Source organism: Sphingomonas faeni, assembly GCF_040407495.1.
GTDB classification, from domain to species: domain Bacteria; phylum Pseudomonadota; class Alphaproteobacteria; order Sphingomonadales; family Sphingomonadaceae; genus Sphingomonas; species Sphingomonas faeni_D.
This window is the reverse complement of the sequence record NZ_JAPZPP010000003.1, coordinates 93712-106407: the sequence shown is the minus strand read 5'-3', so window position 1 is coordinate 106407 and position 12696 is coordinate 93712. Positions and strand designations below refer to the sequence as shown.

The window sequence follows — 12696 nt, the reverse complement described above, 5'->3', positions numbered from 1 at the left end:
TTTGACGCGTCGGCCGCGGCGTTCTACGGCCGTGACATGTTCGATGTAGTGGTTGTTGGCGGTGGCCATGCCGGAACCGAAGCCGCAGCCGCGGCGTCGCGGAGGGGCGCGCGTACCGCGCTCGTGTCGTTCGACGCGCGGCATATTGGCGCGATGTCGTGTAATCCGGCGATCGGTGGGCTTGGAAAAGGGCACATGGTTCGCGAGGTCGATGCGTTCGATGGGCTGATCGCGCGAGCGGCCGATGCTGCCGCGATCCACTATCGGATGCTCAATCGCAGCAAGGGTTCGGCGGTGCAGGGGCCTCGGATCCAGGCCGATCGGCGTCTCTATTCCGGTGCGATCCAGGCGATGCTGTCCGCCACGGAAAGGCTGTCGATCGTCGAGGGCGAGGCGACGGCGTTGCATTTCGACGGCGATCGCGTGGCGGGTGTCGTGCTGGCGGATGGCTCGATCGTGGCGGCACGAGCGGTCGTGCTGGCGACTGGCACGTTCCTTGGCGGACGTATCTTCCGGGGGGATGACCGCGAGGAGGGGGGCCGGATCGGTGAGCGTGCCGCCAAGCCACTCGCGGACCAGTTGCGCGCACGGAGCCTGCCGATGGCGCGGCTGAAGACGGGGACGCCACCTCGGCTCGATGGGCGCACGATCGATTGGGGCGCACTCGCCGAACAGCCATCGGACCTCGATCCCTGGACGATGTCGCCGATGACCCGCGCGCGTCCGCTGCCGCAGATCGCGTGTGCCATCACGCGTACGACTGATCGGACGCATGCGATTATTCGCGAGGCATTCCATCGGTCGCCGCTGTTCACCGGTGCAATCGAGGCGGCGGGGCCGCGTTACTGTCCGTCGATCGAGGACAAGGTGCATCGGTTTGGCGACCGCGACGGGCATCAGGTTTTCCTCGAACCCGAGGGGCTCGATGACGCGACGGTTTATCCGAACGGGCTGTCGACGTCGCTGCCGGTCGAGGTCCAGGCGGCTATGCTGGCTAGCATTCCCGGGCTCGAGCGCGTCAAGATGACGATGCCGGGCTATGCGGTCGAGTATGATTATATCGATCCGCGGGCGCTCGATACGCGGTTGGCGTTGGGTGCGATCGAGGGGGTATTTTGCGCGGGGCAGATCAACGGCACGACCGGGTATGAGGAAGCGGCGGGGCAGGGGCTTGTCGCGGGGCTCAATGCGGCGGCGTATGCGTGCGACCTCGCGCCGGTGATCCTCGATCGTGCGTCGAGCTATCTTGGGGTGATGATCGACGACCTCACGTTGCAAGGGGTGACCGAGCCGTATCGGATGCTGACGGCACGGGCGGAGTTCCGGTTGTCGTTGCGCGCGGATAATGCCGAGACGCGGCTGGGCGGGATTGCGGAGGCGGCGGGGTGTCTTGGACCCGAGCGTCTGGCGCATCAGCATGCGCTGGCCCGGGATCGCGCTCGTTTCCGCTCGGCACTCGACTGCGAGCGGACGGCAACCGAGGTTGCCGATCGGGGTGTTGCGATCGGTCGGGATGGTGCGCGGCGGACTGCGTTCGACTGGCTTCGGTTCGAGGGGGTAACGCTCGCGCATGTCGCGCCGGACGCTGCTGAAGGCATCCCGGCGGCGGTCGTTGACGAAGTGTTAGAGGACGCGCGCTACGCTCCGTATATCGAGCGGCAGGCGCAGGAGGTCGCGCGGTTGCGGGCTGACGAGGCGATCCGTTTGCCGGAGCACCTTGCCTATGACCGCGTGCCGGGTCTTTCGAACGAGATGATCGATCGCCTGAGTGCGGCGCGGCCGACCTCGCTGGCGGCGGCGGCGCGGGTACGGGGGATCACTCCGGCGGCGTTGTCCGCGGTATTATTGCATACGAAACGAGTGCCAGCATGACCGAAGATGAAGCACAGAGCTGGACGACCGAGCGGTTCGGGGCAGAGGCGACCGAGCGCTTGAATGCGTTCGTCGCGATGGTCGTCGAGGAAGCGCCGCATCAGAATCTTATCGCGCCGTCGACGATCCCGACGATCTGGGATCGGCACGTGGTGGACTCGCTCCAGCTCATTGCGCTCGCAGGGGCGGATACTTCGGCGAAGCGGTGGCTCGATATCGGCACCGGCGGAGGGTTTCCCGGTATGGTCGTTGCACTGGTTCGCGATGGGCCGGTCGATCTGGTCGAGCCCCGGCGCCGTCGTGCGGACTTCCTCCAGCTGTGTGTAGCTCGACTTGGCCTTGGCGAACAGGTCCGCGTTCATGCCTCGAAAGTGGAGAATGCCATTGCCGACGCTTCGATCATTTCCGCTCGTGCGGTCGCGTCGCTGCAAAACCTTTTGCGTGGTGCGGCGCACTGCGCCACAACGGAGACGCGGTGGTTGCTTCCTCGGGGGCGTTTCGACGAGGATGAGCTGGCCGCGCTCAAGCAGCATTGGCGGTTTATGTTCCACGTGGAACAAAGCGTCACGAACCCGGAGTCGTCGATCGTGGTTCTGGATCGGGTAAGCGCGCGATGATCACCATCGCGGTCGCCAATCAAAAGGGCGGGGTGGGCAAGACCACCAGCGCCATCAACCTCGCGACCGCGCTGGCCGCCACGGGAATGCGCGTGCTGCTGGTCGATCTCGATCCGCAGGGCAACGCATCGACCGGGCTCGGCATCGGCCATTCGCAGCGTGAACGGTCGAGCTACGACGTGTTGGTCGGCGAGACGTCGATCGAGGAAGCAGTGGTGCATACGCGCGTGCCGCGGCTCGATATCGTCCCCGCGACGGTCGACCTGTCGGGGGCGGAGATCGAGCTGGTCGATTTCGATGCGCGCACGCACCGGCTCGATCGTGCGGTGAAGGCGGCGCAGGGGCCATGGGATATCGCGCTGATCGATTGCCCGCCGTCGCTGGGGCTGCTGACGATCAACGCGATGGTCGCGGCGGACTCGCTGCTGGTGCCGCTGCAATGCGAATTTTTCGCGCTTGAGGGGTTGTCGCAGTTGTTGAGTACGGTCGAGCGCATCCGCCAGCGGTTCAATCCTGGGTTGTCGATCCTCGGTGTCGCGCTGACGATGTTTGATCGGCGCAACCGGCTGACCGACCAGGTCTCGGCGGACGTTCGCGCGGTGCTGGGTAAAGTGGTGTTCGAGACGGTGATCCCGCGCAACGTGCGGCTGTCGGAGGCGCCGAGCCACGGGTTGCCCGCGCTGATCTACGATCACCGGTGTTCGGGGTCGCAGGCGTATATTGCGCTCGCCCGCGAACTTATTGGGCGGCTTCCAGCAACTGCGCAGGTTGCGGCATGAGCGACGGTAACAAACGTGGTCGCCCGGGGTTGGGCAGGGGCCTCAACGCGCTGCTCGGCGAGATGGCCCGCGAGACGCCAGTATCGGCCGATGGTGCGGCGCAGCAATCTTCGGGTGTGCGGATGCTGCCGGTCAGTTCGCTGTCGCCGCATCCCGATCAGCCACGGCGGCATTTCGACGAGGCGATGCTCGACGAGCTGGCTGCGTCGATCGCGTCGCGCGGGCTGATCCAGCCGATCGTCGTCCGGCCGCATGGGCATGATTTCCAGATCGTCGCAGGCGAGCGGCGCTGGCGGGCGGCGCAGCGTGCGCGGCTGCACGAGGTGCCGGTCGTCGTTCGCGACTTCGACGATGCCGAGACGCTCGAGATCGCGCTGATCGAGAACATCCAGCGCGAGGATCTCAACGCGATCGAAGAAGCGCAGGCCTATCAGCGGCTGGCGGGCGAGTATGGCCACACGCAGGAGGTGCTTGCCAAGATCGTTCACAAGTCGCGTAGTCATGTCGCGAATCTGCTGCGGTTGCTGGAGTTACCGGCGCAGGTGCAGTCGCAGGTGGTCGATGGATCGCTGTCGATGGGACATGCTCGGGCGTTGCTGGGGTCGCCCGACGTGGAGTCGCTGGCGGACCAGGTCGTGTCGCGGGGGCTGTCGGTGCGCGAGACCGAGAAGCTAGCGCGGGATGCGAAGCCTGGGCGGAGTCGTGGGGGCGGTGGATCGTCCGAGCCTCGGGTGCCGGATGCCGATATTGCGGCGTTGGAGCGGCAGTTGGCGGATCTGCTCGGGTTGCAGGTGCGGGTGGCGCATACCGAGACTGGGGGGACGTTGACGTTGAATTACTCGACGCTCGACCAGCTCGATATGGTGTGCCAGCGGTTGACGGGTGGGGCGATCTAATCACGCGCTCCGTTCGTGCTGAGCGAAGTCGAGGCACCTGCGTCCTGGACCATCCTTCGACTTCGCTCAGGACGAACGGGGATAGGAGGGCGTGAAGGGTGGAGGGAGGACCAATAATTTCCGTCATCCCGGCGGAAGCCGGGACCCACGGTTGCGGTCCGCTTCGTTAGTGATCGCACCCTATCCATGGGTCCCGGCCTGCGCCGGGATGACGGAAGGGGGGCGGGAAGCGGAGGCAGACGCAGACGCAGACGCGGGTGCGCGTTAGTTTCGCCGGGCGATCGCTTGGGATAGCGCCACCACCGCTGCCTCCGCCACAACCCCGCCAGCATTCCCCGACGCCATGATCGCCCGCTCGGCGGTCCGGACGCGCTGGATCGCCGTCGCGAGCATTACCGGTGACCAGCGGCGTAGCGACCTAGCCGTGCTAGCCTCTTCCTTGAAGAACACCCTGTGGCGTTTCATCACGGCGTCGACCGCTTCGCCGCGGTCGATTTCGCCGCGCATGTCGGCGAGCGCGATCAGGCGGCGGACGAGTTGGCGTAGCCACGGGATCGGCGACGTGCCGGCTTCTTCGAGCACGGCGAGTTCGGCGCCGAGATCGTCGACCCGGCCTTCGATCACCGCATCGATCGCGCGGCTCATTTCCGCATCGCCGAGGTCTGCGCCGACCGCATCGAGTGCGTGGTGATCGAGGTCCGCAGGCCGATCGGGCGCGGCGTCGAGGTACAAAGCCAGCTTCTCGATCTCGCGTGAAATGACGGCTCGATCGCCTCCGGTGGTGTCAACGAGGCGGCGGGCGACGCCGGGGGCGGGGCGGAGGCCGTTCTCGTTGGCGATCGTCGTCGCGAGGCGTTCGGCGTCCTGCGCGGTCGGGGCGTAGCAGGCGAACGCCATTGCGCGGGGAGAATCGATCGCGAGCTTGACGATCTTGGCGGTGGATTTGACGGTCGGGGCGATCGCGACGACCGGGTTGCCGACGCGCTCGGCCGCGAGGAGGTTGGTGAACGCTTCGAGGCTTTCCTCGCCGGCCGACGCGACGCGGACGAACCGCGCACCGGCGAACAACGATAGCGACGCGGCTTCGTCGGTCAGCCGGCCCGGGTCGCCCTTGAGCGTCGAGCCGTCGAGATCGACGCGTTCGGCATCCGCGCCCATCGCCTTGGCGAGCACGCGGGCGAGGTCGCTTGCGCCGGCCTCGTCGGGGCCGTGGAGCAGGTACAGGCGGATGTCGCCACCCGGCTTGGCCAGCGCACCGCGGATCTGGCCGGCGCTGGCCTTCACTTTGCCGGCGTAGTGGCCTGCGCCGCTGCGACCGCGGGCGTGTTGCGTGCATACAGGGCGACACGCGCGACGATCTGGTCGGCGACGATCTGTGACAGGCGTTCGAGCGCGGTGTTCTCCGCCGCAATCGTCGCATATTCGGAGCGGACGACGTCGATGCCGGCGTCGGAGCCGGCAGTCGCGTCGAGCAGTACCGAATTGTCGCCGATCCGCACAAGCTGATAGCGCGCGCGCAACGTACGGCGTTCGCGCGAGACGCTGTCGTCGGTGCGGACACCGAGGCCGCTGATCTGGTCGTCGAGGCGGATGTCGATCCGGTAGAGTGCGGGTGCGCCGTTCGACGGCAGGCGGTCGCGCAGCGCGGTGGCCATCAGCCAGCCGTTCTTGCCAGCGATCGGCGCGATCTCGACCTGGCCGAGCGCACCCGCGACCGGACCGCTGCTGCCACCTGCATAAAGCGGGTGCAGGCCGCAGCCGGACAGCGCGGGGGCCAGCGCGAGCGCGCCGAGGATCGCTAGGCGCTTCATGCGACGATGTTCACGAGACGGTCGGGCACGACGATCACTTTCCGGGGCGACTTGCCCTCGAGCAGGCGGACGATCTTCTCGGAGGCGAGCGCGGCGGCTTCGACCTCGTCCTTGGCTGCGCCCTTGGGGAAGACGAGCGTGTCGCGCAGCTTGCCGTTGACCTGCACCGCGATCGTGACCTCGTCGTCGACCAGCATCGCCGGATCGACGATCGGCCAAGCGGCGTCGGCGATCAGGCCGTCGTTGCCTGCGGTCGCCCAGGCTTCCTCGGCGACGTGCGGGACCATCGGGCTGACGAGCAGCAGCAACGTGCGGATCGCCTGTTCGCGGTCTGCGGAGGGCGCGGCCTTCTCGATCGCGCTGCACAGCGAGTAGAGCCGCGCGACGGCCTTGTTGAACTGCAAGGCGTTGATATCGCTCTCGATACCGACGGTCGTGCGGTGGCAGAGTTTACGCAAGGCGATGTCTTCGCCCTCGGCCTTGGCGGCATCGTCCGACTCGATCAGGCGCCAGAGACGCTGGACGAACCGCCACGCGCCTTCGATGCCGGATTCGCTCCAGGGGAGATCGCGCTCGGGGGGCGAGTCGGAGAGCACGAACCAGCGCACCGCGTCCGCGCCGTACTGGTCGACGATCGGCTCTGGATCGACGGTGTTCTTCTTCGACTTCGACATCTTCGTCACGCGACCGACCGTGACGGGGCCGCCAGTCGCGATCTCGATATACCCCGCATCGGTCTTGCGGACCTCGTCGGGAGACAGCCACTTTGTCTTCACCGGCGCGTCGCTCGAATCGTCGTCGTCGGTGTCGGCCTCCGGTTGCACGTCGCCGGCGTCGCCTCGGCTATACGTCTCGTGCGTGACCATGCCTTGCGTGAACAGGCCGGCGAACGGCTCGGCGATATCGAGCATGCCGATATGCTTCAGCGCGCGCGTCCAGAACCGCGCGTAGAGCAGGTGCAGGATCGCGTGCTCGACGCCGCCGATATATTGGTTGACCGGCAGCCACTTCTCCGCGCCCGTCCGGTCGAACGGCTTGGCGTCCGGCTGGCTGGCGAAGCGGATGAAATACCACGACGAATCGACGAACGTGTCGAGCGTATCGGTCTCGCGCCGTGCGTTCGCACCGCAAGACGGGCAGGGGACGTGCTTCCACGTCGGATGGCGATCGAGCGGGTTGCCGGGGATGTCGAAGCTGACGTCCTCGGGGAGTACGATCGGCAACTGGTCCTTGGGCACCGGCACTGCGCCGCATGCGTCGCAGTGGGTGATCGGAATCGGGGTGCCCCAGTAACGCTGGCGGCTGACGCCCCAGTCGCGCAGGCGGAACACGGTCGTGCCCTTGCCCCAGCCTTCGCCCTCGGCGCGCTCGATCACGGTGCGCTTGGCGTCCTCGATGTCGAGCCCATCGAGGAAGTGCGAGTTCACGATCGTGCCGGCGCCGGTCCAGGCGGTGTCGCCGACGAACACGGGGGCCTCGTCATCGCCTTCGCTGACGACGCGCTTGACGGGCAGGTCGTATTTGCGCGCGAAATCGAGATCGCGCTGGTCGTGCGCGGGAACGCCGAACACAGCGCCGGTGCCGTATTCCATCAGCACGAAGTTCGCGATGTAGACGGGGAGGTGCCACGTGTTGTCGAGCGGATGCACCGCGCGAATGCCGGTGTCGAAGCCGAGCTTTTCCTGCGTGTCGAGCTCCGCCGCGGTGGTGCCGCCACGCTTGCACAGTTCGATGAAGGCTGCGGCTTCGGGGTTCGTCTCGGCGATGGCGCGCGCGATCGGGTGATCGGCTGCGACCGCGACGAAGCTCGAGCCGAACATCGTGTCGGGGCGGGTGGTGAAGACGTCGACCGAGCCGATGCCGGTCGCGTTGCCCGCCAGGGCGAACTTGAACTGCAGGCCTTGGCTGCGGCCGATCCAGTTTTCCTGCATCAGCTTGACCTTGTCGGGCCAGTGCTCGAGCGCGCCGAGGCCGTCGACCAGCTCGTCGGCAAAGTCGGTGATCTTCAGGAACCACTGCGACAGTTTCCGCCGCTCGACCAGCGCACCCGAACGCCAGCCGCGGCCGTCGATCACCTGTTCGTTGGCGAGCACGGTCATGTCGACCGGGTCCCAGTTCACCGCCGATTCCTTGCGGTACACGAGCCCCGCCGCGAACAGGTCGAGGAACAGCGCCTGCTCGTGGCCGTAATATTCAGGCTCGCAGGTCGCCAGTTCGCGCGTCCAGTCGAGCGCGAAGCCGAGGCGCTTCAGCTGCGCCTTCATCGTCGCGATGTTGGCGCGCGTCCAGTTGCCCGGATGCACGCCCTTTTCCATCGCCGCGTTTTCCGCGGGCATGCCGAACGCGTCCCAGCCCATCGGATGGAGCACTTCCATGCCCTTCATCCGACGGAACCGCGCGAGCACGTCGCCCATCGTGTAGTTCCGGACATGCCCCATGTGGATGCGCCCCGACGGATAGGGGAACATCTCGAGCACGTACGAACGCGGCTTGGTCGACAGATCGTCGGCGGCGAACGTCTTACGCTCGTCCCAGATCTTCTGCCACGCCGCGTCCGCCTTCAACGCATTGAAACGCGACGCCATTATATCAGTCCTCAGCCCGCGATCGAGGCGCGGCGCAGATCGCGGGCCTTGGTCAGGATGATGTCTTCCAGCTTCTGCGTGGTCGCGGCCTGGACCGGCGACGAGACCCACTGGCCGTTGCGGTTGACTTCGCGGAGGGCGGCGACGCGCAGCGCATCGGCGCGCAGATCCTGGTCGAGGATCGAGACGGTCACCTTCATGCGCTCGGTTGGCGTCTGCGGGTTGATGTACCAGTCGGTCACGATCACGCCGCCATTGGAGTCAGTCTGGAGCAGCGGCATGAAGCCGAGCGTGTCGAGGCTCGCGCGCCACAGATAGCTGTTGACGCCGATTGTCGTGATCTTCGACGCGGCGAGATCCGCCTTGGGACGCGCCGATCCGCCGCCGCAAGCGACGAGAGGCAGGGCAAACAGCACGACTGCGATACGCGAGCGGCGGAACATGGGCATCATCCTGGCAAGAAAATCAGCCCTTGCTCTACAGGCGAGCCCGCGTGCCCGCAAGCAGACGCGGGTATCCAGTCGTGGCGCACGGCAGGGCGGTATCGGCTTGCCGAAACGGGTCGGTTAGGACCGATTCGGTAGCGCTATCGCAGCGATCTGTGTGCTGATTGCAACACTGTCTGACAATTCGGCTACGAAGGGTGGGAATGGGCGGTTCTGCGGCCTTCGCTGTGGATCAATTCATGTTAGATGCGGTTTAACAGGATCCGATTACGGGATTCGAAGGACAGATTCGTTGTGATGACGCGTGGGGGAATTTTCGGGGTGGTTGCCGGGGCGCTTGTCGCCACCGCCGCAATCGTCGCGCCCGCGTTCGGCGCCAGCGAACAGCCCGCCCGGATAGCCAAGCATAACGTCGCCGCGGTTCGCGGTATCGGATCATTTACACCAGCCGCTGCCGACCCCCGCCTTGCCGCGATGTTCGCGCGCGGTGGCTTTGACGCGGGCAGCTTCCGCTTTACGCCTGCCGAAACGCGCCAGGATAACCGCGCGGTGACCGTTGCGGTGCGTGCGCAGACCAACCGCGGTGTTGCGAACACAGCCAGCCTTGCTTCGACCACGCCGACCGTTGGGATCGCGCCGATCGCGTATAATCTCGGCATGTCGGTCGGCTGGAAGCGGTTTGCGATCTCGGGTGACGTGAACAAGCTCGATCTCGGCGCGATGCCGGGTGGGCGTGAAGCGGCCGACCTCTCGGTGAGCTATAGCGCCAAGCGGTTCAGCGGCACGGTGAAGGCTGCGGCGGATCGTCCGTTGTCGAATGCACCGCGGCTTGTTGAAGATGCGCCGAGCTATTCGGTCGATCTTGGCGGGTCCTACGCTCTGACGCGTAGCCTCGCGGTGACGGCGGGCGTGCGGTATCGGTCGGATCGTGAGCGCTTCGTGAAGGTCGATGACGACCGTCGCGACAGCCAGGCCGTGTATCTGGGCACTGCCTTCCGCTTCTAAGCGCCCGGCGGAGCAATGCTCGGCTTTCTTTCCGTCATCCTGACGAAAGTCAGGACCCAGAGTAACCGATCGCTGCGTCTCATGGCACTGGATCCTGACTTTCGTCAGGATGACGGCGCGTTGTAGGTAGCCACGCATCTATCGCGGCCCAGCCGTGGAAGCCGAACCGCTGGATGCGCCGCCAGCGCGGCTCGGTCATTCCGCCGAGCGCGATCACTGGTATCCCAAGTCCTCGTCCAATTTGTATGGCCCGCGCTGGACCGATTCCCGCCGAGCCGTCGTGCGACCGGGTGGCATGAACCGGCGATACGAACAGGGCAGCAGCTCCGGCGCGCTTGCCAGCCAAGGCCTCGCCTCTCGAATGCGCAGGCCAGGTTCTGATCCCGTGAGTTCGTGCCCGACCATGCACGCCGTTGGCCGCGATCAAAGAGTTTCCGGCCACCACGACGACCAGCCGGCGCGCTTGTGCGATGCGGATAACCCGCCGCAGCAAGGCCCGCCGTTCTCGCTCGGGCGTGGCATAATGCCGAAACACCACGCCGGATCCCGGCGGCAAGCGCCTCAGCGCCCGCCACAAGGCGTCGCCCATTCGCTCGTCCGTCATCAGCCAGCGCGCGGGAATGGGGTTACGACGAGCCACGCCGCTGCCTATAGCGCGCCGCATGATTGCTGACGACACCACCAAATTGCTGGCCATCCGCAGCCGGATCGCCAAGGCCGCAGAGATCGCTGATCGCCGCGAGGACGACGTGACACTGATCGCGGTCTCCAAGACGCACTCGGTGGAGGCAATCGAACCATTGCTCGCCGAAGGCCAGCGTGTGTTCGGCGAGAACCGCGTTCAGGAAGCGTCCGAGAAATGGCCGGCGCTGCGTGCGGCGTATCCCGACGTCGAACTGCACCTGATCGGGCAGCTTCAGTCGAACAAGGCGGCCGAGGCGGTGGCATTGTTCGACTGCATCCATGCGGTCGATCGTCCGTCGCTCGTCACCGCGCTGGGGAAGGCGATGGAGGCGAGCGATCGTCGGCCGGACTGTTTCCTCCAGGTCAATATCGGTGATGAGCCGCAAAAGGGTGGTTGCGCGATTGCGGACCTGCCCGCGCTGGTGGAGCAGGCGCGTGCCGCCGGCCTGCCGATCGCTGGGCTGATGTGCCTGCCGCCTGCGGATATCGAGCCGGCGCCATATTTTGCGCTGCTGGCCAAGCTCGCGCGCGACCACGGGCTGACCGGCCTCAGCATGGGCATGTCGGACGATTTCGAAACCGCGGTGACGATCGGCGCGACTCATGTCCGGATCGGCAGCGCGCTGTTCGGCGCTCGGGGGACGGCCGCATGAAGTTCGACGCGCTGCTGTTCGACTTCGACGGCGTGCTGATCGACAGCGAGGCCGTCGGCAATCGCCACATCGCCGAATGGCTCACCGCCGCCGGTCACCCGACCACCGCCGACGAGTCGATGGCGAACTTCATGGGGCTCGCCGGGCCGCAGTTCACCGATGCGATCGAGCGCTGGATCGACCGGCCGCTGCCTGAGGACTTTTACGCCGCGCGCAAAGCTGAGGACGAGCGCGTAATGGCGGCCGGTGTCGACGCGATCGAGGGCGCGGTGGCGTTCGTGCGTTCGCTTCCTGCCGGCCTGCCCAAGGCGATCGTGTCGTCGAGCCCGGTCGCGTGGATCGCGCGGCATCTGGAGCATATCGGCTTGCGCGATGCGTTCGGCGATCATCTCTATAGCGGGCGGGAGCATGTGACGAACGGGAAGCCTGCGCCTGACCTGTATCTGTTCGGGGCGCGGCAACTTGGGGTCGATATTGCGCGGACGGCGATTCTTGAAGACTCGCCGGTGGGTGCGACCGGCGCGGTGGCGTCGGGGGGCTATGTCATCGGTTTGTCGGCAGGATCGCATTGTAATGCGGAGCACGGCGCGCGGCTGAAAGCTATCGGTGTTGATGCGCTGGCGGAGAGTTTTGCCGACGTCGCGCGCCTTCTGGACTAGAGCGGATCGACTGTCAGTCGGCCTATCCCGAAAGCTGCAGGCTCCCCTCCCTGAAAGGGAGGGGCTGGGGGTGGGTAGGGCGGCGTGAGCCACCAGCGTTCGATTATGCGGAAGCCGACCCACCCCCGACCCCTCCCTTTCAGGGAGGGGGAAGATTCGTGATACGTCGATTTCAATCCTGCGCGCGCAGGCCGTCAGCCCCGGTTCCGCCGCCAGATCGCGCCGATCCCCGCAACCAGATCATACGGGATAGCCGCCGCCTCGCGCGTCCGCATCTTAAGCTGGTACCGCCGGCTCCCGCCATGCGGCATGTGGATCGCGCTCGCGGGCATGCCGAGCATCGCGAACAGCATGCGGATGCGGGGCTGGTGATAGCCGTCGGTGCAGATCATGCACTGTGCATACTGGCCCGCGCGCGCGAAGGCGGTCGCGGCGACGACGCTTTGCAGCGTATCCACGCTGGTCTCGTCGAGATGGATCCGCGAGCGGTCGACCGTCTCTTCCAACACTTCGGCCATCACGGACGCTTCCGAAGGCCCGTACGTCCCCTTCGCCCCCGAGCAGAACAGGTCCGCATCGACATACCGCGTTGCCGCCGCCGCCGCGAAGGCGATACGGCGGGCGAGGGTAGGGCTCGGGCTGCCATCGGGACGAACGGCCGCACCGAACACCACGATCAGGCGCCGGGA

Annotated in this window: 13 protein-coding genes; 7 read left to right on the top strand and 6 right to left on the bottom strand. The window is 66.3% G+C overall.

Annotation, left to right across the window (positions count from 1 at the left end; translation table 11 throughout):
• Positions 1–36: 36 nt before the first annotated feature.
• The 4 genes from mnmG to O6W96_RS10415 are packed head-to-tail and all read left to right on the top strand — an operon-like array spanning position 37 to position 4164.
• Positions 37–1872, top strand: a complete 1836-nt coding sequence (mnmG, locus tag O6W96_RS10430) for a tRNA uridine-5-carboxymethylaminomethyl(34) synthesis enzyme MnmG (RefSeq protein WP_353469484.1) — start codon at positions 37–39, stop codon at positions 1870–1872.
• A gap of 59 nt (positions 1873–1931) precedes the next feature.
• Positions 1932–2489, top strand: coding sequence for a 16S rRNA (guanine(527)-N(7))-methyltransferase RsmG (rsmG, locus tag O6W96_RS10425; protein ID WP_353469483.1), 558 nt, complete (start codon positions 1932–1934; stop codon positions 2487–2489).
• The gene (locus O6W96_RS10420; protein WP_056487592.1) at positions 2486–3268 is read left to right on the top strand and encodes a ParA family protein; all 783 of its coding nucleotides are present in this window, start codon (positions 2486–2488) and stop codon (positions 3266–3268) included. Before rsmG ends, O6W96_RS10420 begins: the two co-directional genes overlap by 4 nt.
• Positions 3265–4164 (top strand): ParB/RepB/Spo0J family partition protein, encoded by a 900-nt coding sequence (locus O6W96_RS10415; RefSeq protein WP_353469482.1) that lies wholly within the window; start codon positions 3265–3267, stop codon positions 4162–4164. The genes O6W96_RS10420 and O6W96_RS10415 overlap by 4 nt, the downstream gene beginning before the upstream one ends.
• Before the next feature lie 264 nt (positions 4165–4428).
• Here O6W96_RS10415 and holA read toward each other — a convergent pair whose 3' ends face one another.
• Genes holA through O6W96_RS10395 form a run of 4 tightly spaced genes read right to left on the bottom strand, consistent with a single transcriptional unit; the run spans position 4429 to position 9003 of the window.
• Entirely contained in the window at positions 4429–5448 is a 1020-nt protein-coding gene (gene holA, locus O6W96_RS10410; protein ID WP_353469481.1) for a DNA polymerase III subunit delta, read from the bottom strand.
• Positions 5445–5975 carry an LPS assembly lipoprotein LptE gene (lptE, locus tag O6W96_RS10405; RefSeq protein WP_353469480.1) on the bottom strand — a complete coding sequence of 177 codons (531 nt, stop codon included), beginning with the start codon at positions 5973–5975 and terminating at the stop codon, positions 5445–5447. Before lptE ends, holA begins: the two co-directional genes overlap by 4 nt.
• The gene (gene leuS, locus O6W96_RS10400; RefSeq protein WP_353469479.1) at positions 5972–8560 is read right to left on the bottom strand and encodes a leucine--tRNA ligase; all 2589 of its coding nucleotides are present in this window, start codon (positions 8558–8560) and stop codon (positions 5972–5974) included. Before leuS ends, lptE begins: the two co-directional genes overlap by 4 nt.
• A gap of 11 nt (positions 8561–8571) precedes the next feature.
• On the bottom strand, positions 8572–9003 hold the full coding sequence (locus tag O6W96_RS10395) for a DUF3576 domain-containing protein (RefSeq protein ID WP_056053843.1): 432 nt from the start codon (positions 9001–9003) through the stop codon (positions 8572–8574).
• Between the two features lie 300 nt (positions 9004–9303).
• Here O6W96_RS10395 and O6W96_RS10390 point away from each other — a divergent pair, with 300 nt between their 5' ends.
• Positions 9304–10011, top strand: coding sequence for a hypothetical protein (locus O6W96_RS10390; RefSeq protein ID WP_353469478.1), 708 nt, complete (start codon positions 9304–9306; stop codon positions 10009–10011).
• Positions 10012–10090: 79 nt separating this feature from the next.
• Here O6W96_RS10390 and O6W96_RS10385 read toward each other — a convergent pair whose 3' ends face one another.
• Entirely contained in the window at positions 10091–10651 is a 561-nt protein-coding gene (locus O6W96_RS10385; RefSeq protein WP_353469477.1) for a thiamine phosphate synthase, read from the bottom strand.
• Between the two features lie 22 nt (positions 10652–10673).
• Between O6W96_RS10385 and O6W96_RS10380 the strand changes: the two genes are divergently transcribed.
• A complete protein-coding gene (locus O6W96_RS10380) occupies positions 10674–11348 on the top strand; it encodes a YggS family pyridoxal phosphate-dependent enzyme (RefSeq protein WP_353469476.1) in 675 nt (224 codons plus the stop codon).
• Positions 11345–12007 (top strand): HAD family hydrolase, encoded by a 663-nt coding sequence (locus O6W96_RS10375; RefSeq protein WP_353469475.1) that lies wholly within the window; start codon positions 11345–11347, stop codon positions 12005–12007. The genes O6W96_RS10380 and O6W96_RS10375 overlap by 4 nt, the downstream gene beginning before the upstream one ends.
• Positions 12008–12201: 194 nt before the next feature.
• Here O6W96_RS10375 and O6W96_RS10370 read toward each other — a convergent pair whose 3' ends face one another.
• Complete coding sequence (locus O6W96_RS10370) at positions 12202–12681, bottom strand: YdcF family protein (protein ID WP_353469474.1); 480 nt, start codon at positions 12679–12681, stop codon at positions 12202–12204.
• Positions 12682–12696: the final 15 nt, after the last annotated feature.

What these genes read in the sequence shown, in the direction of transcription:
- mnmG (WP_353469484.1), top strand. Translation starts at nt 37, where the DNA reads ATGTTCGATGTAGTGGTTGTTGGCGGTGGCCATGCCGGAACCGAAGCC.
- O6W96_RS10420 (WP_056487592.1), top strand. Translation starts at nt 2,486, where the DNA reads ATGATCACCATCGCGGTCGCCAATCAAAAGGGCGGGGTGGGCAAGACC.
- O6W96_RS10415 (WP_353469482.1), top strand. Translation starts at nt 3,265, where the DNA reads ATGAGCGACGGTAACAAACGTGGTCGCCCGGGGTTGGGCAGGGGCCTC.
- lptE (WP_353469480.1), bottom strand. Translation starts at nt 5,975, where the DNA reads ATGAAGCGCCTAGCGATCCTCGGCGCGCTCGCGCTGGCCCCCGCGCTG.
- leuS (WP_353469479.1), bottom strand. Translation starts at nt 8,560, where the DNA reads ATGGCGTCGCGTTTCAATGCGTTGAAGGCGGACGCGGCGTGGCAGAAG.
- O6W96_RS10395 (WP_056053843.1), bottom strand. Translation starts at nt 9,003, where the DNA reads ATGTTCCGCCGCTCGCGTATCGCAGTCGTGCTGTTTGCCCTGCCTCTC.
- O6W96_RS10390 (WP_353469478.1), top strand. Translation starts at nt 9,304, where the DNA reads ATGACGCGTGGGGGAATTTTCGGGGTGGTTGCCGGGGCGCTTGTCGCC.
- O6W96_RS10380 (WP_353469476.1), top strand. Translation starts at nt 10,674, where the DNA reads ATGATTGCTGACGACACCACCAAATTGCTGGCCATCCGCAGCCGGATC.
- O6W96_RS10375 (WP_353469475.1), top strand. Translation starts at nt 11,345, where the DNA reads ATGAAGTTCGACGCGCTGCTGTTCGACTTCGACGGCGTGCTGATCGAC.